General features: G+C 65.5%; 23 protein-coding genes. 20 read left to right on the top strand and 3 right to left on the bottom strand.

Going from position 1 to position 20,068, the window contains the following annotated elements; all coding sequences use genetic code 11:
• The first annotated feature begins 77 nt into the window (after positions 1-77).
• From AX672_RS00430 to AX672_RS00370, 13 genes are all read left to right on the top strand, one after another.
• A complete protein-coding gene (locus AX672_RS00430) occupies positions 78-500 on the top strand; it encodes a Fur family transcriptional regulator (RefSeq protein WP_066646647.1) in 423 nt (140 codons plus the stop codon).
• Complete coding sequence (locus AX672_RS00425; RefSeq protein WP_231731102.1) at positions 484-1,320, top strand: lysophospholipid acyltransferase family protein; 837 nt, start codon at positions 484-486, stop codon at positions 1,318-1,320. The genes AX672_RS00430 and AX672_RS00425 overlap by 17 nt, the downstream gene beginning before the upstream one ends.
• Positions 1,321-1,472: 152 nt before the next feature.
• The gene (miaB, locus tag AX672_RS00420) at positions 1,473-2,765 is read left to right on the top strand and encodes a tRNA (N6-isopentenyl adenosine(37)-C2)-methylthiotransferase MiaB (protein WP_082730299.1); all 1,293 of its coding nucleotides are present in this window, start codon (positions 1,473-1,475) and stop codon (positions 2,763-2,765) included.
• Between the two features lie 31 nt (positions 2,766-2,796).
• Positions 2,797-3,843, top strand: coding sequence for a pectinesterase family protein (locus AX672_RS00415; protein ID WP_202189192.1), 1,047 nt, complete (start codon positions 2,797-2,799; stop codon positions 3,841-3,843).
• Between the two features lie 73 nt (positions 3,844-3,916).
• The gene (locus AX672_RS00410) at positions 3,917-4,459 is read left to right on the top strand and encodes a DUF3558 domain-containing protein (RefSeq protein ID WP_066646642.1); all 543 of its coding nucleotides are present in this window, start codon (positions 3,917-3,919) and stop codon (positions 4,457-4,459) included.
• 176 nt (positions 4,460-4,635) lie between these two features.
• Complete coding sequence (locus AX672_RS00405; RefSeq protein ID WP_066646639.1) at positions 4,636-5,631, top strand: PhoH family protein; 996 nt, start codon at positions 4,636-4,638, stop codon at positions 5,629-5,631.
• A complete protein-coding gene (locus AX672_RS00400; protein WP_066646635.1) occupies positions 5,628-5,918 on the top strand; it encodes a hypothetical protein in 291 nt (96 codons plus the stop codon). The genes AX672_RS00405 and AX672_RS00400 overlap by 4 nt, the downstream gene beginning before the upstream one ends.
• Positions 5,915-6,325 carry a type II toxin-antitoxin system VapC family toxin gene (locus tag AX672_RS00395; RefSeq protein WP_066646633.1) on the top strand — a complete coding sequence of 137 codons (411 nt, stop codon included), beginning with the start codon at positions 5,915-5,917 and terminating at the stop codon, positions 6,323-6,325. The genes AX672_RS00400 and AX672_RS00395 overlap by 4 nt, the downstream gene beginning before the upstream one ends.
• Complete coding sequence (gene ybeY, locus AX672_RS00390; RefSeq protein ID WP_066646630.1) at positions 6,322-6,834, top strand: rRNA maturation RNase YbeY; 513 nt, start codon at positions 6,322-6,324, stop codon at positions 6,832-6,834. The genes AX672_RS00395 and ybeY overlap by 4 nt, the downstream gene beginning before the upstream one ends.
• A 10-nt stretch (positions 6,835-6,844) precedes the next feature.
• Entirely contained in the window at positions 6,845-7,765 is a 921-nt protein-coding gene (locus AX672_RS00385) for a hemolysin family protein (protein WP_066646626.1), read from the top strand.
• 40 nt (positions 7,766-7,805) lie between these two features.
• Complete coding sequence (locus tag AX672_RS00380; RefSeq protein ID WP_202189191.1) at positions 7,806-9,053, top strand: hypothetical protein; 1,248 nt, start codon at positions 7,806-7,808, stop codon at positions 9,051-9,053.
• Positions 9,054-9,155: 102 nt separating this feature from the next.
• Positions 9,156-10,481, top strand: a complete 1,326-nt coding sequence (locus AX672_RS00375; protein WP_066646624.1) for a PQQ-dependent sugar dehydrogenase — start codon at positions 9,156-9,158, stop codon at positions 10,479-10,481.
• A gap of 71 nt (positions 10,482-10,552) precedes the next feature.
• Positions 10,553-11,008, top strand: coding sequence for a hypothetical protein (locus tag AX672_RS00370; protein WP_066646622.1), 456 nt, complete (start codon positions 10,553-10,555; stop codon positions 11,006-11,008).
• Positions 11,009-11,024: 16 nt separating this feature from the next.
• Here AX672_RS00370 and AX672_RS00365 read toward each other — a convergent pair whose 3' ends face one another.
• The gene (locus AX672_RS00365) at positions 11,025-11,438 is read right to left on the bottom strand and encodes a VOC family protein (RefSeq protein ID WP_066646621.1); all 414 of its coding nucleotides are present in this window, start codon (positions 11,436-11,438) and stop codon (positions 11,025-11,027) included.
• Between the two features lie 77 nt (positions 11,439-11,515).
• On the opposite strand from AX672_RS00365, the gene lnt reads away from it, so the two are divergent.
• The 6 genes from lnt (at position 11,516) to AX672_RS00335 (ending at position 16,530) form a co-directional block, all read left to right on the top strand.
• Positions 11,516-13,072: an apolipoprotein N-acyltransferase gene (gene lnt / locus AX672_RS00360; protein ID WP_066646619.1), complete on the top strand. Its 1,557-nt coding sequence runs from the start codon at positions 11,516-11,518 to the stop codon at positions 13,070-13,072.
• A 70-nt stretch (positions 13,073-13,142) separates the two neighbouring features.
• On the top strand, positions 13,143-14,363 hold the full coding sequence (gene metK / locus AX672_RS00355; RefSeq protein WP_066646616.1) for a methionine adenosyltransferase: 1,221 nt from the start codon (positions 13,143-13,145) through the stop codon (positions 14,361-14,363).
• 74 nt (positions 14,364-14,437) lie between these two features.
• Positions 14,438-14,821: a hypothetical protein gene (locus AX672_RS00350; RefSeq protein ID WP_168727268.1), complete on the top strand. Its 384-nt coding sequence runs from the start codon at positions 14,438-14,440 to the stop codon at positions 14,819-14,821.
• A gap of 106 nt (positions 14,822-14,927) precedes the next feature.
• Positions 14,928-15,608, top strand: a complete 681-nt coding sequence (gene trmB, locus AX672_RS00345) for a tRNA (guanosine(46)-N7)-methyltransferase TrmB (protein ID WP_066646610.1) — start codon at positions 14,928-14,930, stop codon at positions 15,606-15,608.
• A 181-nt stretch (positions 15,609-15,789) separates the two neighbouring features.
• Positions 15,790-16,050 (top strand): YjhX family toxin, encoded by a 261-nt coding sequence (locus AX672_RS00340; RefSeq protein WP_066646602.1) that lies wholly within the window; start codon positions 15,790-15,792, stop codon positions 16,048-16,050.
• Positions 16,051-16,062: 12 nt separating this feature from the next.
• The gene (locus AX672_RS00335; RefSeq protein WP_066646599.1) at positions 16,063-16,530 is read left to right on the top strand and encodes a GNAT family N-acetyltransferase; all 468 of its coding nucleotides are present in this window, start codon (positions 16,063-16,065) and stop codon (positions 16,528-16,530) included.
• Here AX672_RS00335 and AX672_RS00330 read toward each other — a convergent pair.
• Positions 16,527-17,615: a GNAT family N-acetyltransferase gene (locus tag AX672_RS00330; RefSeq protein ID WP_066646597.1), complete on the bottom strand. Its 1,089-nt coding sequence runs from the start codon at positions 17,613-17,615 to the stop codon at positions 16,527-16,529. The genes AX672_RS00335 and AX672_RS00330 overlap by 4 nt on opposite strands.
• 78 nt (positions 17,616-17,693) lie before the next feature.
• Between AX672_RS00330 and AX672_RS00325 the strand changes: the two genes are divergently transcribed.
• A complete protein-coding gene (locus AX672_RS00325; protein ID WP_066646840.1) occupies positions 17,694-18,155 on the top strand; it encodes a DUF2721 domain-containing protein in 462 nt (153 codons plus the stop codon).
• 4 nt (positions 18,156-18,159) lie between these two features.
• Here AX672_RS00325 and AX672_RS00320 read toward each other — a convergent pair whose 3' ends face one another.
• Positions 18,160-19,737 carry an amidase gene (locus tag AX672_RS00320; protein WP_066646594.1) on the bottom strand — a complete coding sequence of 526 codons (1,578 nt, stop codon included), beginning with the start codon at positions 19,735-19,737 and terminating at the stop codon, positions 18,160-18,162.
• Between the last annotated feature and the right edge of the window lie 331 nt (positions 19,738-20,068).

The raw sequence follows: 20,068 nt of genomic DNA, 5'->3' as shown, positions 1-20,068 counted from the left end.
TCGGGCGGGGGCACTTTCCGCCGCGGCACATCGCCGCTAAACAACCCGCACGGGCATCGGGAGTCGGGTAAGGCGGCATGGCGCGAAAAATCGATCTGGAAGCGCTGTGCAACCAGAAGGGGCTGCGGATCACCGATCAGCGCCGCGTGATTGCGCGCGTGCTGTCCGATGCCGAGGACCATCCCGACGTCGAGAAAGTCTATGAACGCGCCTCGGCGATCGACCCCGGCATTTCGATTGCGACCGTGTACCGCACGGTCCGCCTGTTCGAGGAAGCGGGCATTCTCGACCGCCATGATTTCGGCGACGGTCGCTCGCGCTATGAGCCCGCGCCCGAGGCGCATCACGATCACCTGATCGACGTCGAGACCGGCAAGGTCATCGAATTCGTCGACCCCGAGCTTGAACAATTGCAGAAGCTGATCGCCGAACGGCTTGGCTTCCGTCTCGTCGATCACCGGATGGAACTTTACGGCGTTGCGCTTGAACGCAAGGGCTGACGCCGCCGGCTGGGTCCGCTTTTCAATCCGCGCATTTCTGCTGGCAGGTCTCGTGCTGCTATGTGCGGGGCCGCATTTGCTGTGGCGGTTGTTCCGACTGTCATCGCCGTGGCCGCGCTGGTTCATGGTCGCAACCACGCGCATTTGCGGCGTGCGGCGGCGCACGGTCGGCGTGCCGTTGAAGCGCGATGTGTTTTTCGTCGCCAATCACTTAAGCTGGCTCGACATTCCGGTGATCGCCAGTGCCAATGGCACGGCCTTCATTGCCAAGCACGAGCTTGCCGATGCGCCGGTCGTCGGCTGGCTGGCCAAGATGAACCGCACTGTCTTCGTCAGCCGCGCCGACCGCATGGGCGTTGCCGAACAGATCAACCAGCTGCGCGAAGCGCTCGCCGACGTCTGGGCGATCACGATCTTCCCTGAAGGCACCACCACCGACGGGCTGTCGCTGCTGCCGTTTAAGCCTTCCTTGCTCGCCGTGCTGGATCCGCCGCCTCCGGGCATCATGGTGCAGCCAGTGGCGCTCGACTACGGATCGGTCGCGCAGGAGATCGCCTGGGTAGGGGTTGAGGAAGGGCAGGACAATGCCTTCCGCGTGCTGTCGCGCAAGGGCAGTTTTCCGGTGGCGGTGCATTTCCTCGAACCGTTCAACCCACGCGACTATCCGGGACGCAAGGCGATCAGCGCCGAAGCCCGGCGGCGGATCGCCGAGGCGATGGAGCGCATCCTCGACAAGCCGCTGCGGCCGTTTCCGGGCCATGACGCGCTGGCGACGGTGCCGCCGGGGGTGGCTTATGAGGTGCCGGAGGCAACCGAATAGCGTTGGCCCATAGGTCGATTTGATTCCTCGACCGTCACCCTGAACTTGTTTCAGGGTCCATCGTGCCGCAAGGGCTTAAGCACCGGCCGCGCAGTGGATGCTGAACCAAGTTCAGCATGACGAACTTTGATGTCGAGGCTATAGCGCCGCCGATGAACGCGCCCCCCAAGACCTTCCACGTCAAGTCCTTCGGCTGCCAGATGAACGTCTATGACGGCGACCGCATGGCCGAGCTGATGGCCGCGCAAGGGCTGACCGCGACCGACGACCAGTACGCTGCCGATCTCGTCATCCTCAACACCTGCCACATTCGCGAGAAAGCGACCGAGAAGGTCTATTCGGATATCGGCCGCCTCAGGAAGCACGGCGACAATCCGATGATCGCGGTCGCGGGCTGCGTGGCCCAGGCCGAGGGCGAGGAAATCATCCGCCGCGCCAAGGTCGACGTCGTCGTCGGCCCGCAGGCGTACCACAACCTGCCCGATCTTGTCGCGCGCGCGCGCCGGGGCGAGGCCGCGCTCGACACCGACATGCCGGTCGAGCCAAAGTTCGGCCATCTGCCCGCACGCCGCCGCGTGCCGCCGAGCGCTTTCCTGACGGTGCAGGAGGGGTGCGACAAATTCTGCACCTATTGCGTCGTCCCCTACACGCGCGGCGCCGAAGTCAGCCGCCCGTTCGCCGCGATCGTCGACGAGGCCAAGGCATTGGTCGATGCGGGCGCGAAGGAGATCACACTGCTCGGGCAGAATGTGAATGCTTGGGAAGATGATGGTCAGGGTCTGCACGACCTGATCGCGACGCTCGACAAGATCGAGGGCCTCGCGCGCATCCGCTACACCACCAGCCACCCCAACGACATGGCCGACGGCCTGATCGCCGCGCACCGCGACGTGGCGAAGCTGATGCCGTTTCTCCATCTGCCGGTTCAGGCGGGCAGCGACCGCGTGCTGCGGGCAATGAACCGCAGCCATTCGCGCGACAGTTATCTGCGCCTGCTCGACCGCGTCCGCGAAGCCCGCCCCGACATCGCGCTGTCGGGCGATTTCATCGTCGGCTTCCCCGGCGAAACAGAAGCCGATTTCGCCGAGACGCTGAGCCTCGTCGATGCAGTCGGCTATGCGCAGGCTTTCAGCTTCAAATACTCCCCCCGCCCCGGCACCCCCGCCGCGACAATGGCCGACCAAGTGCCGCCGGAGGTGATGGACGACCGGCTCCAACGCCTGCAAGCCGCGCTCAACCGCGACCAGATGGCGTTCAACGCGGCGACCGTCGGCAAGCGTTGCGCCGTGCTGATCGAACGCGAAGGCAAGCGGCCCGGGCAGATGCTCGGCAAAAGCCCGTGGCTGCAATCGACGATCATCGAAACCGATGCCGCGATCGGCGACTTGCTGGAGGTCGACATCATCGACGCCGGCCCAAATTCGGTTACCGGGCGGCCGCTATGACAGCCCGGTCGGTCTGCGGCGACGACCGCGCGTGATCGACCGTCGAACCTTCCTTTCTGGCGCGGCCGTCGCGGCCTCGACCGTGCCGGTGCGAGCGGCAACGCGACAAGTCGACACAACGGTCGGCCAAGGCGGTGACTTCCCGACGCTTGCCGAGGCACTGGCAGTAGCTGCATCTGCCAACCGGTTGCGCTTTCGTATCCTGCTGCGCAACGGTGTGCATGACGAGAAACTGACGATGACCACCCCCGGCGTCGAAATCATTGGCGAAAGCCGCGCCGCGATCCTGACCCACGCCGATGCCAGCGGCACGCCGAAACCCGGCGGCGGCAGCTGGGGGACATCGGGGTCGGCGACGCTGACGATCGCCGCCCCCGACGTCACCTTGCGCGGGCTTACGATTGCCAATGGCTTCGATTTCATTGGCGCGCACTCGGGCAACGACGCGGTCAAGAACGGCTTTCAGGCGGTAGCGCTGCTGATCGACCGCAGCGCCGACCGGACGCGCGTGATCGACTGCGCCATCGAGGGTTATCAGGACACGCTCTACGTCAACGCGCGGGCGTGGTTCAGCCGGTGCTGCATCGCTGGCGGCGTCGACTTCATTTTCGGCGGCGGCGCGGCGCTGTTCGATGCTTGCGAGATTGTGACCCGCTTCGTGCCCGACGCCCCGGGCCAAGGCTATGTCGCCGCGCCGAGCACGCCAGCCGCGCAGCGCTTCGGGCTGGTGTTCGACCGCTGCCGCCTCACTCGCGAACCCGGCGTGCCCGACCAGTCGGCATTTCTCGGCCGACCCTGGCGCGCGGGCGGCAACATGGCCCTGACCGGCAGCGCGACTTTCCTGCGGTGCTGGATGGGCGCGCATATCCGCCGGGAAGGCTGGACGGCGATGGGTTATCGTGACCAAGCGGGGACGCAGCACCTGCTGACGCCACAGGAAGCGCGGCTTGCCGAATTTGCCAGCATCGGCCCCGGCGCAGCACCAGCGAGTCCGTCCCGGCGGCAGCTGACACGCGCCGAAGCTGCCGAATTTACGCCTGCTGCCATCCTCGACGGCTGGTCTGCCAGTCACCGTTAGTCGCGCCGGGGCTTGGCGGCGCAGTCGGATCGGCGCACACATGATCCCGTGTTTGGCCACAGGGGGTGAGTCGATGCGCGGGTCCATCATCATGACATCGGTAGCCGCAGCGGCAGTGCTGGCGGCATGTTCAGGCAACGGGGCCAAAGAGTCCGCGCCGGCCAAGACCGACAGCGCCGATGCGGGCGCGTGGAATGCCGAGGACGCCTGCGCGATCCTGCCGAAGGAGAAGGTTGCCGCCATCGCCAAAGCGCCGGTGCTGAGCGCGACACTCGACCGTGTCACCAAAGCAACCAGCACGACCGCAGGCTTCTCGCAGTGCACTTATGATTTTGGCGGCGGCGTGAACATCGTCTTCTTCGCGCGCCAGTCGCCAATCGACGACAACAGCGACACTGCCATGCAATCGGTCCACGACACGATCGCGGGCATCGGCGGTGCCAAGGTCGAAGAGGTGCCGGGGCTTGGCAAGCGCGCCTTCCAGACCGACGCAATGCACCAGCTCCATGTGTTCCAAGGAGGCAACCGCTATTTTTATTTTACCAGTTTCAAGCCGCCAATGGGTGTGCCGTCGCGCGAGCTGATGCAGGCGCTCGCCAAAACCGTCATAAGCTGACTTGCCACGCTTTTCCCCCTGTCCCCCACGCCGCCGATCTGCCAAACTCGCTTGCGGATGCAGCACGCCCGCCTCTCCTCCGCGATCCTTGGCCCCCATGGCCATCGCGGTTCCGACGGTGGCGCGCGCGACCGCCCCAGCAGCCCTATCGCGCCCCTCCCGCTCCAAGGAACCGCATGAGCCGTAAATCCACGCCTGCCCAGGCCGGCGACCGCAGCCGCGCCGAGCTGACTTTCGATCGGCCGCAGCTGATGCCGCAATTGTTCGGCGAGTTCGATCGCAACCTGCTGCTGATCGAAAACCGGCTGGGGGTGTATATCACGGCCCGCGGCAACCGGGTTCAGATTGAAGGTACTGCTGAAGCGGTTGCACAGGCACGCGACGTGCTGACCAATCTCTACAACCGCATCGTGCGCGGGGAGATTATCGACACCGGCCTGATCGAACTGGTGATCACGCAGTCGGCCGAGCCGACGCTCGCCGGCATCATCAGCGCTGAAGCTTCGGCGCCGCCGTCGATCATGATCCGCACGCGCAAGAAGACGATCGTCCCGCGCACGGTCGCGCAGGCGCATTACATGCGCGAGCTGCTGGGCAACGACATCATCTTCGCGCTCGGGCCGGCGGGCACCGGCAAGACCTATATCGCCGTGGCCCAGGCCGTCGCGCAGCTCATCACCGGCAGCGTCCAGCGACTGATCCTGTCCCGCCCGGCGGTGGAGGCAGGTGAAAAGCTCGGCTTCCTGCCTGGCGACATGAAGGAGAAGGTCGATCCCTATCTCCGCCCGCTGTACGACGCGCTCAACGATTGTCTGCCCGCCGAGCAGGTCGAGCGGCGCATCGCATCCGGTGAGATCGAGATCGCGCCGATCGCCTTCATGCGCGGGCGCACGCTGGCGGACGCCTTCATCATCCTCGACGAAGCGCAGAACACGACGCCCGCGCAAATGAAGATGTTCCTCACCCGCTTTGGCGAGAACAGCCGCATGGTCGTGTGCGGCGACCCGCGCCAGACCGACTTGCCCGGCGGCATGAACGCAAGCGGCCTGAACGACGCAGTCGGACGGCTGGAGGGCGTCGAAGGCCTGTCGATCTGCCGCTTCGGCGCGGGCGACGTCGTGCGCCATCCGATTGTCGGGCGAATTGTCGAGGCGTATGAAGGAGCGTCATGAACGCCCCTGCCGACCCACCGAGCCGCGCCGAACAACAGGCCCTGACCTCGCCCTTCCTCGTCGAGGATGCGGAGGTGGTGCGGCTAATCGCGCGCCTTGCCGATGAGCGCGGCACGCCAATGGCGGAAATCGTCCAGCTGGCGGTCAAAGACTATTTCGACCGGCATTCTCTGGGAAGCCCTGCGCCCGATTGGTTGCAGAAGTTTTGGCAAGATCACCCGCTGCCGCTGCCTACGGGCTTGAAAGCGGACAAGCGTTTTTATGATTCGCTGAACGATGAACTGTGACGATCTTCGTTGATGCGTCCGCGATCGTTGCCATGATTGCGAAGGAGCCCGAGGCGGGCTCCTTTGCTGAATTCTTGAGCAACGACCCGCTTCGGATCACGTCGCCGCTCGCCATTTGGGAGGCTGTGCGCGGCGTCCAAGGCGCGCGGGCGGTGACTTTGACAGAAGCGCGCGGCCTAGTGGTCGATTTTGTCGCAGCCGCCGGGATTCACATCGTCGCGGTCGAACCCGCCGATGCCCAACTTGCCCTGGATGCCCATGCGCGCTTCGGCAAAGGCGTTGATCCAGCGGGGCTCAATTTCGGGGATTGTTTCTCCTATGCGATCGCACGGCGAAGCGGCGCTGCCCTGCTGTTCAAGGGCGACGACTTTGCCCAGACAGACATCAAGGATGCAACACTCACATGATCGTCGTCGAACTCAGCCGCGACGACGCTTGGGGCACAGCCGTCGAGTGGGAAGGCTTGGCGCACTTGGCCGCAGAGCAGACGATTTTGCATACGCCCTATCTGGAGTTATGTCCGTCGCTCGCCACGATCGAAATCTCGGTCCGGCTCACCACCGATGCCGAAGTGCAAGCCCTCAATCGCGATTACCGCCACAAGGACAAGCCCACCAACGTCCTGTCCTTCCCGATGATCCAGCCCGACCTCATCGACACCGTCACCCAGAACAGCGACGACGGCGAAGTCCTGCTGGGCGACATCGTCCTTGCTCATGAAACCTGCGCTGCGGAGGCCGCCGACAAGGGCATCGCGCTTGCCGATCATACGACGCACCTGATCGTCCACGGCACGCTGCACCTGCTCGGCTATGACCATATCGACGACCGCGCTGCCGAGGCGATGGAGCAAATCGAGCGAGATGTGCTAAAGGGCCTTGGTTTGCACGATCCGTATCACGACCAAGAGGACTGAAATACCACCTATGCCTGATGGCCAAAGTAGCGGCGCCGGGGACGCCGGCACCCACGAAGGCGGGTTATGGCGCTCGTTCCGCGCGCTGATCTTCGGCGACCATGGCGACGACTCGCTGCGCGCGCAGCTCGAAGAAGCGATCGACGCGCATGAGGATGATCCCGCCCCCGACACCAAGGGCGACCTGTCGCCGCTCGAGCGCCAGATGGTGCGCAACCTGCTCCATTTCGGCGAGCGCGACGCGGGCGACATCGGCGTCCCGCGCGCCGACATTATCGCGGTGCCCGAAAGCATCAGCTTTGCCGATCTGGTCCGCCAGTTCGCCGAGGCGGGTCACAGCCGCCTGCCGGTCTATCGCGACGAACTCGATACGATTGTCGGCATGGTCCACATCAAGGATGTCTTCAACATCCTGGCAACCGGCGCGCCGCACCCCGAATCGATCACCGATCTGATTCGCGAACCACTGTTCGTGCCGATGTCGCGGGGTGCGCTCGATCTGCTCGCCGACATGCGCCACAAGCGCGTCCATCTCGCGATCGTGCTCGACGAATATTTCGGCACCGAAGGACTCGTCACGATCGAGGATCTGATCGAGGAAATCGTCGGTGATATCGAAGACGAGCATGACGAGGCGCCGCAAGCACTGCTGGTCCCGATCGACGACGGCGGCTGGGACGCCGATGGCCGCGCCGAGCTGGAAGACGTCGCCGAGGCAATCGACCCGCGACTCGCCGAAACCGACGACGATATCGACACGATCGGCGGGCTGGCGGCAGTGCTCGCCGGACATGTGCCGACGCCAGGAACATGCATCGACCACCCGAGCGGCTGGCGCTTCGAAGTTGTCGCTGCCGATACCAAGCGCATCCAGAAACTTCGCCTCCACCCGCCAGCAAACCGTGCCGAGGGATTGGCCGAAGCCGGTTAAACTGGTAAGTTTCCGTCCATAAACGGTCGGGGGATGGCGCATGCGTGGCTGGACGATATTGATCGCAACGGTCGGGCTGGCGGCCTTTGCCGGAACCGTGGCAGCGCAGCGCAAGCCCGCCCCCAAGCCCAAGCCCGCCGCTGCGAAGCCAGCGGCGCAAGTCGTCACGCCGCCCAAAGCGCGTTACGCGATGGACGTCGGCACGGCATCGGGGCTGGCCGGCATGATGAGCGGCGGCAAGCCCAGCATGGGCGACATGATGCGGATGGCATCGGGCGGCGGCAACAGCGAGAGCCACACGCTGCACCTGCGGCTCGGGTCGACGCTCGCCCCCACCGGCGGCGGCGCCAAGGCCGACCATTTTTTCCTGCCACCCGCCAATATGGGACCGTCGGTGCCGCTGGTGACGCCCGTGATCCAGCCGGGTTCGCCCGAAGTGCCGCAGCAGTTTGAACGGCCAAGGGGGCGGCTGATCCTGTTCTGGGGATGCGGCGCGCACGCCCCGGCGGGTCAGCCGGTGATCATCGATTTTGCCAATCTGGCCGCGGGCCAGATTCCGCCCGACCTCTTCACCAGCCGCGTCACTTTCGATCGCGGGCCGAGCGTCAGCAACAGCCGCACCTATGGCGAATGGCCCAATGCACGGTCGGGGCGGATGCCGCAGGCTGGCTCGCTGTTGGGCCAGCACCGTATCGCCGGCAATTATGCGCCGGAAATGAGCTTCACGCTCCAGCAGGATTACATGCCCGGCATTCAGTTGCGCACCAGCCTGCCCGCCGACGGCACGGTCGCGCTCAACTGGAACCCCGTCAACGCCGCGACCGGATATTATGCCTGGCTGATCGGTGCGAACGGTACGGGGCGCAAGGGGCGCAACGACACCGGCGACATCGTCTGGTGGTCGTCATCGAACAGCCGCGATTTCGGCGGCGCGCTATGGGACTGGATCAGCCCGTCGGTGGTCGCCGGACTGGTCCGCGACGGCACGGTGATGGCGCCATCGACCACGAGCTGCACCATTCCCGCCGAAGTCCGCAAGGCAACGGGCGACGGCATGTTCGGCAATCTGGTCGCATACGGGCCTGAGGAAAATTTCGTCTACCCGCCGCGGCCCGACAAGGGGCCGTGGAATCAGGAATGGACGGCGCGCGTCCGCTTCCGCTCGATGACCACGTTCCTGCCCGGCATGGAGATGAGCGACGCGCGCGGATCGGACAGCCGCCGCGATCCGCCCAAGAAGCGTTGCCGGCCAAGCCTGCTCGGCGCGGTGACTGGTATCGGCTGCTAGCGCCCGTACTGCCCGCCAAAAAGCTTTCGCGCGCATGCGCCCTGATCGGCGATCGTGCGTTTCCGCTTTGCGCACGTCTGCGGGAAGGATAGTCCTGTCACCATGCTACGTCATATTCTCATCGTATCGGGGCTGTTCGCAGCGGGCGTGATCGGCTGGTGGATCTGGGCCAGCCAGCCCGATCAGGCCAAGCTCAGCCTCGCGGCCGTGCAGGGTGTGCAGCCCAAGATCACTGCGCCGCGTCCCCAGATGATTCCGACGATCAAGGTCGCCGATGTGGTCGGCTGGCAGGGCAATGCCGCGCCGACGCCGGCGCCGGGGCTGAAAGTCAAGACATTCGCGGCCGGACTCGATCATCCGCGCTGGCTCTACCGGCTCCCCAATGGCGATGTGCTGGTGGCAGAGACCAATTCGCCGCCGCGCGAGCCCAATGGCATCACCGGGCTGGTGATGAGCTATCTGATGACGAAGGCCGGCGCGGGCGTGCCGTCGGCCAACCGCATCACGCTGCTGCGCGACGCCGATGGTGACGGCGTTGCCGAGTTGAAGACCGTGCTGATCACCGGGCTCAATTCTCCGCTCGGCATGGCGCTGGTCGGCGACCGGCTCTACATCGCTAACACCGATGCGCTCGTCCGCGTGCCGTTCACGCCCGGCCAGACCAAGATCACCGCCACGCCCGAAGTGGTGGTGCGCTATCCCGGCGGCGGCAATCACTGGGCGCGCAATGTGATCGCCAGCGCCGACGGCAGCCGGTTGTACGTTGCTGTCGGATCGTCGAGCAACATCGCCGAAAATGGTTTCGACAAGGAAGTAAACCGCGCCTGCATTCTCGAAGTCGATCCGGTTTCAAAGAAATTCCGCGTGTTCGCCTCGGGCCTGCGCAATCCGCAGGGGCTGGCGTTCGAACCCGGCAGCGGGCGGTTGTGGACCACCGTCAACGAACGCGACATGCTCGGCTCGGATCTTGCGCCCGATTACATGACTTCGGTCGGCCTCGGCGATTTCTTCGGCTGGCCCTACAGCTATTGGGGCGGCTATCCCGACGACCGCGTTTCGCCAAGCCGGCCCGACCTTTATGAATATGCCAAGCGCCCCGATTATGCGCTGGGGCCGCATACTGCTTCGCTGGGGCTCGCCTTTGCGAGCGATGCCAAGCTGGGCGACCGGTTTGCGCAAGGCGCCTTCGTCGGCCAGCATGGATCATGGAACCGAGTGCCGGTGTCGGGCTACAAGGTGATCTATGTGCCGTTCAACGCGCAGGGCTATCCCGAAAAGGGCGCCAAGCCTGTCGACGTGCTGGGCGGCTTTCTCGATGCGCAGGGCCGGGCGCAGGGCCGCCCCGTCGGCGTCATAACCGATCGTACCGGCGCGCTGCTGGTGGCCGACGACGTGGGCAATCGCATCTGGCGCGTTTCGGCAATGTAACTTATCCTGTCCGCCTGTCGGGGGACGGGGGTGGTATTTTGGCGATCAGAGTTGTTACGAATCCCGAACGCATGGCCGCGAACTGGCGGATTGCGATGTTCGGCCTTGCCAACCTGTTCCTCACCACTCACCGCGCCTTTCAAAGCACCGAAATCGCGATCAACCCGACCGAATTGCAAATCTATCTGACGGTTGCGGTTGCCAATGTGCAAAAGCTGATGCGCGAGCGGCAAATCCCTGAACAATTCTCTGGCACCGACATTCTGCCGCGCGAATGGGTGGTACCGATTTCGCGCAACGCCATTGCATCGGCCACCGGCCTGCCGCGCGAAACGGTGCGGCGTCAGGTCGAAAAGATGATCGAGCGCGGTCTGTTGGTCGAAGACCCGCGCGGCGGCGTCACGCCACCGATCGGCATGGTCGAAAAGCTGGGGATCGCCCCGATCCTCGAGCCGATCATGATCGAATTCACCAAGACCGCCGAAATGCTGATCCGTCTGGGCGTGATCGACCGGCTGGAGGATTGACGGGGCAGTACGCTCCTCAGTTCGCGAAAATCATCGCGTCGTCGGCAAAGGCCTTGAACTCGAGCGCATTGCCGCTCGGGTCGCGGAAGAACATCGTGGCTTGCTCGCCGATCTCGCCCTTGAAGCGGATGTGCGGCGGGATGGGGAAATCGATCCCCGCTTCGGTCAGCCGCGCCGCGAGCTTTTCCCAATCGGCCATTGTCAGCACCACGCCGAAATGCGGCACCGGCACATCCTTGCCATCGACCGGATTGTGATGCGCGGGCGCTGCCTTGGGAGAGAGGTGCGCGACGATCTGATGCCCGAACAGGTTGAAATCGACCCAATGGTCCGAGCAGCGCCCCTCCTCGCACCCCAGCAACCCGCCGTAGAATGCGCGCGCGGCGGCGAGATCATGGACGGGGAAAGCGAGGTGGAAAGGGCGGGCCATAAGGTCATCCTATCGGAGCATTGTTCCCGCGTCATCGCTCTTGTTTGGCGAAACCCGACCGCATAGCGAAGGGGGCGATGATCGCGATTCTCTCCCGCCGCCCCGGCCTCGCCGCGCTGATCCTCGGCGCGCTTGCCTCGACTGGATTCGCGCCGCTCGAATTCTGGCCGGTAAGCCTCGTCAGCATCGCGCTGTGGCTGGCGCTGGTGCATGCGGCGCCCAGCGTGCGCGCGGCATTGTGGCGCGGGTGGCTGTTCGGCTGGGCGCAGTTGACGCTTGCGAACATGTGGATCGCGCAGGCGTATACCTATCAGGATGCGATGCCGCATTGGCTCGGGCCGCCAGCCGTGGCGCTGCTGTGCCTGTACCTCGCGATCTACCCGATGATGGCGGCGGGGCTCGCGTGGCGCTGGGGTAAGGACCATGCACCCGGCGCCACGCCCGATCTGCGCTTCGTGCTGATCGCGGGTGCGGCGTGGATCCTCACCGAATGGCTGCGGAGCTGGGCGCTGACCGGCTATCCATGGCCACCGCTCGCGACGATCTGGCTGCCGGTGCTCGGCATCGCGTGGAGCGCGGCGTGGGTTGGCACCTATGCGCTGTCGGGGCTGACGGTGGTGGTGGCGGGGGCGCTGTTGCTCGCGATTGGCCGCAAATGGCGATCAGCGGCAGCAATAACTGCGCCTGTGCTCGTCGTGCTCGCGCTGTCGAGCATCCTCCCGACCTTCATCAAAGCCCCATCCCACCCGATCATCCGCGTCGTTCAGCCCAATCTCGACCAGGAACAGCGCCCGCGCGACGATTATGCCGAGGCCAATTTGCAGGCGCTGCTCGCCAACAGCGGCACGCCCGGCCCGGGCCCGCGGCTGATCATGTGGCCCGAGGGCGCGCTGCGCTTCCTGATCGAGGACGGCTATCCCCGCCAATATTATTGGCGCGGCGATCCGCTGATCACCCGCAAGCGCATTGCCGCCGCGCTCGGCCCGCGCGACATCGTGCTGACCGGCGGCAATGCCGTGCAGTTCAAGCCCAATGGCGAGATTGCCGCGATCACCAATTCGATCTTCGCGATCGACGCGCAGGGCACGATCCTCAGCCGCTATGACAAGGCGCATCTGGTGCCCTGGGGCGAGTATCTGCCGTGGCGCCCCTTGCTGTCGCAGATCGGCATCTCGCGCCTGGTCCCCGGCGAATATGATTTTGCCCCCGGCCCCGGCCCGCGCAGCCTGCCGCTGCCCGGCTTCGGCACGGCGGGGATGCTGGTCTGCTATGAAGTGATCTTCTCAGGCCAAGTCGTCGACGCCGCGCACCGTCCGGCCTTCATCTTCAACCCGTCGAACGACAGCTGGTACGCGAAGTTTGGCCCCCAGCAGCATCTGGCGCAAGCGCGACTGCGTGCGATCGAGGAAGGCCTGCCGATCATCCGCGCGACGCCGACCGGCATTTCGGCGATTGTCGACGCTTTCGGTCGCGTCCGTGCCCAAGTGCCGTGGGGCACGTCAGGCGCTGCGCAATATCGGCTTCCTCCCGCACGCGAGCCCACCTTGTTCGCGCGGTTCGGCAACTGGCTCGCGCTCGCCATGGCGGCGCTGCTTGCCGCACTTGGTGTTGCCATCCGCCGCCGCGCGCGATAGGGGCGCATATAAGGAAAGCTTTATATGTGGCCTTCGTGGCCGCACCGCGCTCAAACTACGAGGGAAATTCATGCGCTCTTCGTTTCTGTTCACGTCCGAATCGGTCTCCGAAGGCCATCCCGACAAGGTTGCCGACCAGATTTCGGACGCGGTCGTCGATCTGTTCCTGTCGAAGGATCCCTATGCGCGTATCGCCTGCGAAACGCTGACGACGACCAACCGGGTCGTGCTCGCCGGCGAAATCCGCTGCAAGGGCGTGTATGAAGACGGCAAGTGGGCACCGGGCGCGCTCGAAGAAATCGAGGCGACCGTCCGCGCGACCGTGAAGCGCATCGGTTATGAGCAGGACGGCTTCCACTGGCAGACGTTCGATTTCGCCAACCACCTCCACGGCCAGAGCGCGCACATCGCGCAAGGCGTCGACGAAGCCGGCAACAAGGAAGAAGGCGCCGGCGATCAGGGCATCATGTTCGGCTATGCGACCGACGAGACGCCTGACCTGCTGCCCGCGACGCTCTATTACTCGCACCGCATTCTCGAAACGATGGCCGCCGATCGCCATTCGGGCGCAGCGCCCTTCCTTGAGCCCGACGCCAAGAGCCAGGTGACGCTGCATTACGAAAACGAAGTGCCGGTCCGCGCGACCGCGCTCGTTGTCTCGACCCAGCACGCCAAGGGCTATTGCGATGACGGCGCCGAGGGCAGCGATCCGGAAAAATATGCGATCCTGCGCGATTATGTGATCGGCGTGTTCAACAAGGTGCTGCCGGCAGGCTTCATCACCGATGAGACCAAGATTTACGTCAACCCGACCGGCCGTTTCGAAATCGGCGGGCCCGACGGCGACGCCGGGCTGACCGGTCGAAAGATCATCGTCGACACCTATGGCGGCGCCGCCCCGCACGGCGGCGGCGCGTTCAGCGGCAAGGACCCGACCAAGGTCGACCGTTCGGCCGCCTATGTCGCGCGCTATCTGGCGAAGAATGTCGTCGCTGCCGGCCTCTCGCGCCGCTGCACGATCCAGCTGAGCTATGCGATCGGCATTGCCGAGCCGCTGAGCGTCTATGTCGACACGCACGGCACCGGCACCGTGCCCGAAGCGACGCTCGAAGCGGTGCTGCCGCAGCTCGTCCGCCTGACCCCCAAGGGCATCCGCGAGCATCTGAAGCTCAACGCGCCGATCTATCAGCAGACCGCCGCTTACGGCCATTTCGGGCGCAAGGCCGAAGGCAATGCCTTCACCTGGGAAGCGACCGATCTGGTCGACCAGCTGAAGGCAGCGGTGGCTTAAGCCGCGCCACGACCGGCGCAACGCTTGTCGCGCGACCGCATTCGCCATAGCATCGCCTTCGGGGGAGCGGGGCTATGCGGATTTCGGCTAGAGCGGGAGCGGCATCGGGGCTGATCATCATGCTCGCGGGGTGCGACGGTTTCGTCGGCCCCCGCGCGCCGGGCACTGCCTGCCCGGAAATCAGCCCGACCCGTTTCGCCGAACTCGTTGCGGGGGGCGCCACCCAGGCCGAGGCAACAATCGCGGCCGATGGCACATCGTCGATTGTGATCGGCGCCGGAGTCGTGCAATGCGCAAGCGGCCCGCGGCCCCGCGCCTGCCGCCGCCCCAATGATTTCGTGATCCGCTACGCATTGCCGGGGGGCAAGCGGATGCTCGTCCATGTCCCCGCCGGATCGCAATATCGCCTGCGCGCGGCAGCCCAGCCAACGACGTGCGAGATCGTCGCGCCGAAGTAGGGGCAGCTTGCATAGGAGCGGGCGCCACGGCCTACGCGACCAATCCTTGGACAATGAACCGCGCCTACGCTGGACTTTCGCGCGCGCTCCGTTACCGGCCAGCGCGATGAATGATCCAACGACGATCCGCCGCCTCTACGGCCGCCGCGCGGGGCACAAGCTGCGGCAGGGGCAGGCCGCGCTGATCGAGGAGCTCCTCCCGCAAGTGGCGGTGCCCGAGGATGGTGCGCTGACAGCCGAGCGGCTGTTCGGCGACGCGCGCCCGCTGCAGCTCGAAATCGGCTTCGGCGCGGGAGAGCATCTGGCAGGACAGGCAAGCGCACACCCCGACCAAGGCTTCATCGGCTGCGAGCCCTTCCTCAACGGCGTCGTCGGCGCGCTCAATCACATCCGCGATGGCGCGCTGACGAACGTCCGCCTTCACATGGGCGACGCGCTTGGCGTGATCGAGCGGCTACCCGATGCCTCGCTCGAGCGGGTGTACCTGCTCCACCCCGATCCTTGGCCCAAGGCGCGCCACGCCAAGCGGCGGATGGTCAATCCCGGCCCGCTCAACCTGATCGCCGCCAAGCTGAAACCCGGCGGCGAGTTCCGGCTCGGCACCGACGACCCGACCTATTGCCGCTGGTCGATGATGGTCATGCGCACCCGCACCGATTTCGTCTGGCAGGCGACATCGGCGGCAGATTTCCTCACCCGCCCCGCCGACTGGCCGCAAACCCGCTACGAAGCCAAGGCACGGCGGCAGGGGCATGAAGTGTGGTACTTCCGCTATGTGCGCCTCTGACGCTTGCGGCGCGGGATGGCGTTGAGTAGACCGTTGGCGGGCGATCAACAGCCCAACGGAGCGTTTTTGCAAGAGCTTGCGACCCTCGCCTGACCTGATCGCCTAGCGCGTCAGGTTTGTGCCGTATCGAACGCCCTCGCGGCGATCGATACCCTATGGTCGCAAGCTGCTGAGCAATCCCATGAATATTTCGAAGATGGAGCAACGCGTGCTCCACGAACTCGCGCGCGGCGGGGTGATCCGCCATCGCCGCGACGATAACGGCCAGATCGTCGAGGCGCTCTGCTTCACCCATGAAGGCCATATCCTCACCGACTGCACGACGGCGCTGTTTCAACGCCTTCGCCGTCGTCGCCTGATTGAATCGCGCGGCGGCGCGCCGTACCGGATCAGCCTGCTCGGGCGGCGATCGGTGCGGTCACAATCCGACAATCGAAACTGAGAAGGACATCCGATGACTCATCCCATCCGCCCCCTGATGCACAGCGATCTGCCCGCGCTCATCACCCTGATCGACGCGACCGAACTGTTTCCCGGCGCAATGCTCCCCGATATGGCCGCACCCTTTCTCGCCACGCCCGAGCCCGATGAGCTCTGGTGGGTGTTCGACGACGGCGCCGTCGCCGGCCTTGCCTATGCCGCACCCGAACGCATGACCGATGGCACGTGGAACTTGTTGCTCATCGCCGCCGATCCACTTCGCCAGCGCAAGGGCATCGGCACGGCGCTGATGACTGCGGTCGAACACCAGCTCGGCAAGCGCGGCGCTCGGTTGCTGCTGGTCGAAACCTCGGGACTGGCGGATTTCGAGCCGACGCGGGCCTTTTATCGCCAGCGCGGCTATCGGCAGGAGGCCTGCATCCGCGATTTCTACCAGGCCGGGGAAGACAAGATCGTCTTTGTCAAAGCGCTGCCGGGCTAGCCCTGCCCGCTGCGCCGCCACAGCCCGCCGAACGCGCGTGCAGCAAGCGCCATTGCGCCGGGGCGGACGATCAGCCAGTCGCGGATCGCCGGGCCCTTGGTCGCGCCGATCACCTGTTTGTAGCCGCTGTCGCCCGCGCCCCAATCGACGGTCGCAATGCCGTCGGCAAGCGCTGAGACAAGATTGCGGTAATAGAGCAGCTTGCCCGGCGAATGTTTGGCAAAGGCGGGATCATAGCTGTTGGCGATCGCATATTTGATCGCGCCCGCATTCATGTCGAACGAAAAGTCGGCCGGCGCCCCGTTTACGGTCAGCAGCGCGGCGTGGAGCATGTCGGCCAGCACCGGATCGACCGCGACCGCGCGCCAGAAGGCGCCATGCCCGGTCGCCATGAATTTCGCGTCGCGTCCGTCGGTCCGCGCGGCGATCCAGCTCTTTTGCTCGACGTCCGCCAATTGGTCGAAGCCGCCATCGGCAAGCGCCGCGCCGCCCAGAAAGCGCCAGTCGAGCGCGCCATGTTCGGCAAGGTGCTTTTCATGGAAGCGGTTCTTGCGCAGCGTCGAATTGCGCGGCCAGCCCTCTTGCGCCGCGCCGGCCATGTCGAACAAATAGCTGTCGGCAATGAAACGGTCGATCACCGCCCAGCCGCGCCGCCGCGCCGCCGCGATCAGCCCGCCGGTCGCCGGGTCGCCATCATAGACCGGCCCTATCCGCAGCACGGCAATGCTTTGCGCCAGCGCATCGACCAAGGCATCGAACGCTGCCGCATCGAGCCCCGCTGCCTTAGGGAAACTGCGGAATGGCCAGTAGCATCCCGGCACCGTCGCAGCCCCAAGCGCACGCGGCCCGACGCGCACCAGCGGCAGCGCGGCAACCAGTCCGCGCTCGCCCTCCACCACCAATGTCTGCGCTTCGCCGCCATAGGCCGACAGCGCCGCTGCAAACCATTGGTAGCGCAGAAAGCGATGCGAGGTGCGCGCGCGCCCCGCCACCTGATCGATGCCACTCGCCAACCCATCGACGCGGCGGGCGCGATAGGCTGGAGGCAGGCGCGTGAACTCGGCGAGCAGCATCGGCTTGGTCATCGGCGGCAATTGTAGCGGCACGATATTACCAATGGGTTGGCGCTTGACGCGATCGGTACGCCCGGCGACCAAGGCAGCATGAGCCTGTCACCCGCCGTCACCACCATTGCCCAGACGATTCAGCTGTCGGTCAGCCCGGTGTTCCTGCTCGCCGGGCTGGGGGCGATGCTCAACGTCATCGCCGGGCGGCTGGGGCGCGTGGTCGATCGCGCCCGCGCGCTGGAGGCGCTCCACCCGCGCTCGACCGGCCCCGAGCACGACCGCCATGTCTGGGAATTGCGGCTGCTCGACCGGCGGATGGCGGTCATCAACGCCGCACTATTCCTGTGCGTCGCGAGCGCCATCCTGATCTGCTGCGTCGTCGCGCTGCTGTTTGTCGCCGAGTTGATCAACCTGCACATCGGCACCGTGCTCGGGGTGATGTTCATCGCGGCGATGCTGCTGCTGATCGCCGGACTCGTCATGTTCATGATCGAAGTCCGGCTATCGCTGCGCGCCACCCACGTCCGCGTCGAGCTGCTTGAGCGCGAGCGCGACTGAGCAGTTACTTCGCGCCGTCCATCCCCGGTCCGACGTCGGCGCTGGGCAGGTAGCGCGGCGCCACCCGCGCGCGCGATGCCTGTTCATAGACATAGCCGGCTTCGAGCAGTTTCTGGTCGCTGTAGGCCGTCCCAATGAACGACAGCCCGACCGGCATGCCCTTGGCGAGGCCCATCGGCACCGTCAGATTGGGATAGCCCGACACTGCCGGCAGCTCGCTCGACGACGGCCCCTGATATTGGTCGCCATAGATCGGCTCGATCAGCCAGCCGGGGCCATAGCTCGGCTCGACGAGGATCGTGGCATTGGCCTTGGCGAGCATCGCGTCGATGCCCTCCTTGCCCGCCAGCCGAAACGATTTCGCGCGGGCGCCGAGATATTCGGGATCGTCGAGGCCGCGCGTCTTTTCGGCCGCAATGAAAGTCTCCTGCCCGAAATAGGGCATTTCGGCGGCCTTGTTGGCTTCGTTGAAGGCAATGACATCGGCAAGCGTGCGCGTCTTGACCGCCTCCGGCGTGGTCGCGAGATAGGCGTTGAGATCGCCTTTCAGTTCATAGAGCAGCACCTGAAACTCGGCCTCGCCCAGCCCGTCGAGCTTGGGCGCCTCGACATCGACCAGCACCGCACCCTGCGCCTTCAGCACGGCGAGCGCGGCATCGAAGCGCGCGGCGAGATCGGGGCCCATCTGCGGACGGCGCACGGCAATCCGCACACCTTTGAGCGACGCGCTGCTCAGGCTGGCGGCGTAATCCTTGCGATACTGGTCGGCCTTGGCCGTCGCCGGATCGGCGGGGTCGGTGCCGATCATGCCCGAGAACAGCACCGCCACGTCGCGCACACTGCGCGCCATCGGCCCCGGCGTGTCCTGGCTGTGGCTGATCGGCACGACATGCGTGCGGCTGACGAGGCCGAGCGTCGGCTTGAGCCCCGCCAGCCCGTTGATCGACGACGGGCACACCACCGACCCGTCGGTCTCGGTGCCGAGCCCGGCAGCGGCGAAGCTGGCGGCGATCGACGATCCGGTCCCGCTCGACGATCCGCATGGCGTGCGATCGAGTGCATAGGGGTTCTTCACCTGCCCGCCGACCGCGCTCCACCCGCTGATCGAATTGTTCGAACGGATGTTCGCCCATTCGCTGAGGTTGGTCTTGCCGAGGATTACTGCGCCGCCTTTGCGCAGTTCGGCGACGACCGGGGCGTCGCGGCCGGTGACATTGTCCTTGAGCGCAAGGCTGCCCGCCGTGGTCGCGACCGGATCCTTGGTCTCGATATTGTCCTTGACGAGGATCGGGATGCCGTCGAGCGGACCGAGCGGCTTGCCCGCCTTGCGCCGCGCATCGGCCGCCTGCGCCTGCGCGATCGCTTGCGGGTTGACCGCGATCACCGAGCGCAGCGTCGGCCCCTTGCGGTCCATCGCGGCGATGCGGGCGAGATAAGCCCGCGTGATCGCTTCGGAGGACGTTCCCTTGGCCATCATCGCGCGCAGCTGGTCGATCGATGCTTCCTCGACCTTGGGAAGCGATTGCGCAGCAACAGGCGCGGCAACGGCGGCGAGCAGCGCGAAAGCGATCAACGGACGCATGAATTTTCCCCTTGGCTCGTTTGGCGCAAGCCTAACGCGGGGATGATCGCTGGCAAGGGGCCGCAGGGCGGTATCGGCGGGCCTGGCGATCGATCTACGCCAGAAATGAAAAGAGGCTGCCGGGGGATGCCTCGCACCTCCCCGGCAACCTCCTAACATGGTCAGCGGCCGGATGCTCCAGCCCGGGAGACCATGCGGACCGCCAATCCTGTGGGCCTTAACGTTGACTGGGGGAGGATACCCCCCGTCAGGCCCGGCGGATCAGCGGCGCGTCCCCCGAACGAACTGAACCGACCCCATTGCTGAACCATGAGACATCGGATCACCTCCT

It is taken from the genome of Sphingomonas sp. CCH10-B3 (genome assembly GCF_001556185.1).
In the GTDB taxonomy this organism is placed as follows: Bacteria; Pseudomonadota; Alphaproteobacteria; order Sphingomonadales; family Sphingomonadaceae; genus Sphingomonas; species Sphingomonas aquatica.
The sequence above is the reverse complement of the archived record's forward strand: the minus strand, read 5'-3'. Positions and strand labels throughout refer to the sequence as shown.

Excerpts from the sequence above, each read along its gene's own strand:
- AX672_RS00430 (WP_066646647.1), top strand. The coding sequence starts at position 78 with ATGGCGCGAAAAATCGATCTGGAAGCGCTGTGCAACCAGAAGGGGCTG.
- AX672_RS00405 (WP_066646639.1), top strand. The coding sequence starts at position 4,636 with ATGAGCCGTAAATCCACGCCTGCCCAGGCCGGCGACCGCAGCCGCGCC.
- AX672_RS00410 (WP_066646642.1), top strand. The coding sequence starts at position 3,917 with ATGCGCGGGTCCATCATCATGACATCGGTAGCCGCAGCGGCAGTGCTG.
- ybeY (WP_066646630.1), top strand. The coding sequence starts at position 6,322 with ATGATCGTCGTCGAACTCAGCCGCGACGACGCTTGGGGCACAGCCGTC.
- AX672_RS00370 (WP_066646622.1), top strand. The coding sequence starts at position 10,553 with ATGGCCGCGAACTGGCGGATTGCGATGTTCGGCCTTGCCAACCTGTTC.
- lnt (WP_066646619.1), top strand. The coding sequence starts at position 11,516 with ATGATCGCGATTCTCTCCCGCCGCCCCGGCCTCGCCGCGCTGATCCTC.
- AX672_RS00365 (WP_066646621.1), bottom strand. The coding sequence starts at position 11,438 with ATGGCCCGCCCTTTCCACCTCGCTTTCCCCGTCCATGATCTCGCCGCC.
- AX672_RS00335 (WP_066646599.1), top strand. The coding sequence starts at position 16,063 with ATGACTCATCCCATCCGCCCCCTGATGCACAGCGATCTGCCCGCGCTC.
- AX672_RS00340 (WP_066646602.1), top strand. The coding sequence starts at position 15,790 with ATGAATATTTCGAAGATGGAGCAACGCGTGCTCCACGAACTCGCGCGC.
- AX672_RS00380 (WP_202189191.1), top strand. The coding sequence starts at position 7,806 with ATGCGTGGCTGGACGATATTGATCGCAACGGTCGGGCTGGCGGCCTTT.
- metK (WP_066646616.1), top strand. The coding sequence starts at position 13,143 with ATGCGCTCTTCGTTTCTGTTCACGTCCGAATCGGTCTCCGAAGGCCAT.
- AX672_RS00385 (WP_066646626.1), top strand. The coding sequence starts at position 6,845 with ATGCCTGATGGCCAAAGTAGCGGCGCCGGGGACGCCGGCACCCACGAA.
- miaB (WP_082730299.1), top strand. The coding sequence starts at position 1,473 with ATGAACGCGCCCCCCAAGACCTTCCACGTCAAGTCCTTCGGCTGCCAG.
- AX672_RS00350 (WP_168727268.1), top strand. The coding sequence starts at position 14,438 with ATGCGGATTTCGGCTAGAGCGGGAGCGGCATCGGGGCTGATCATCATG.
- AX672_RS00320 (WP_066646594.1), bottom strand. The coding sequence starts at position 19,737 with ATGCGTCCGTTGATCGCTTTCGCGCTGCTCGCCGCCGTTGCCGCGCCT.
- AX672_RS00325 (WP_066646840.1), top strand. The coding sequence starts at position 17,694 with ATGAGCCTGTCACCCGCCGTCACCACCATTGCCCAGACGATTCAGCTG.
- AX672_RS00375 (WP_066646624.1), top strand. The coding sequence starts at position 9,156 with ATGCTACGTCATATTCTCATCGTATCGGGGCTGTTCGCAGCGGGCGTG.
- AX672_RS00330 (WP_066646597.1), bottom strand. The coding sequence starts at position 17,615 with ATGACCAAGCCGATGCTGCTCGCCGAGTTCACGCGCCTGCCTCCAGCC.
- trmB (WP_066646610.1), top strand. The coding sequence starts at position 14,928 with ATGAATGATCCAACGACGATCCGCCGCCTCTACGGCCGCCGCGCGGGG.
- AX672_RS00400 (WP_066646635.1), top strand. The coding sequence starts at position 5,628 with ATGAACGCCCCTGCCGACCCACCGAGCCGCGCCGAACAACAGGCCCTG.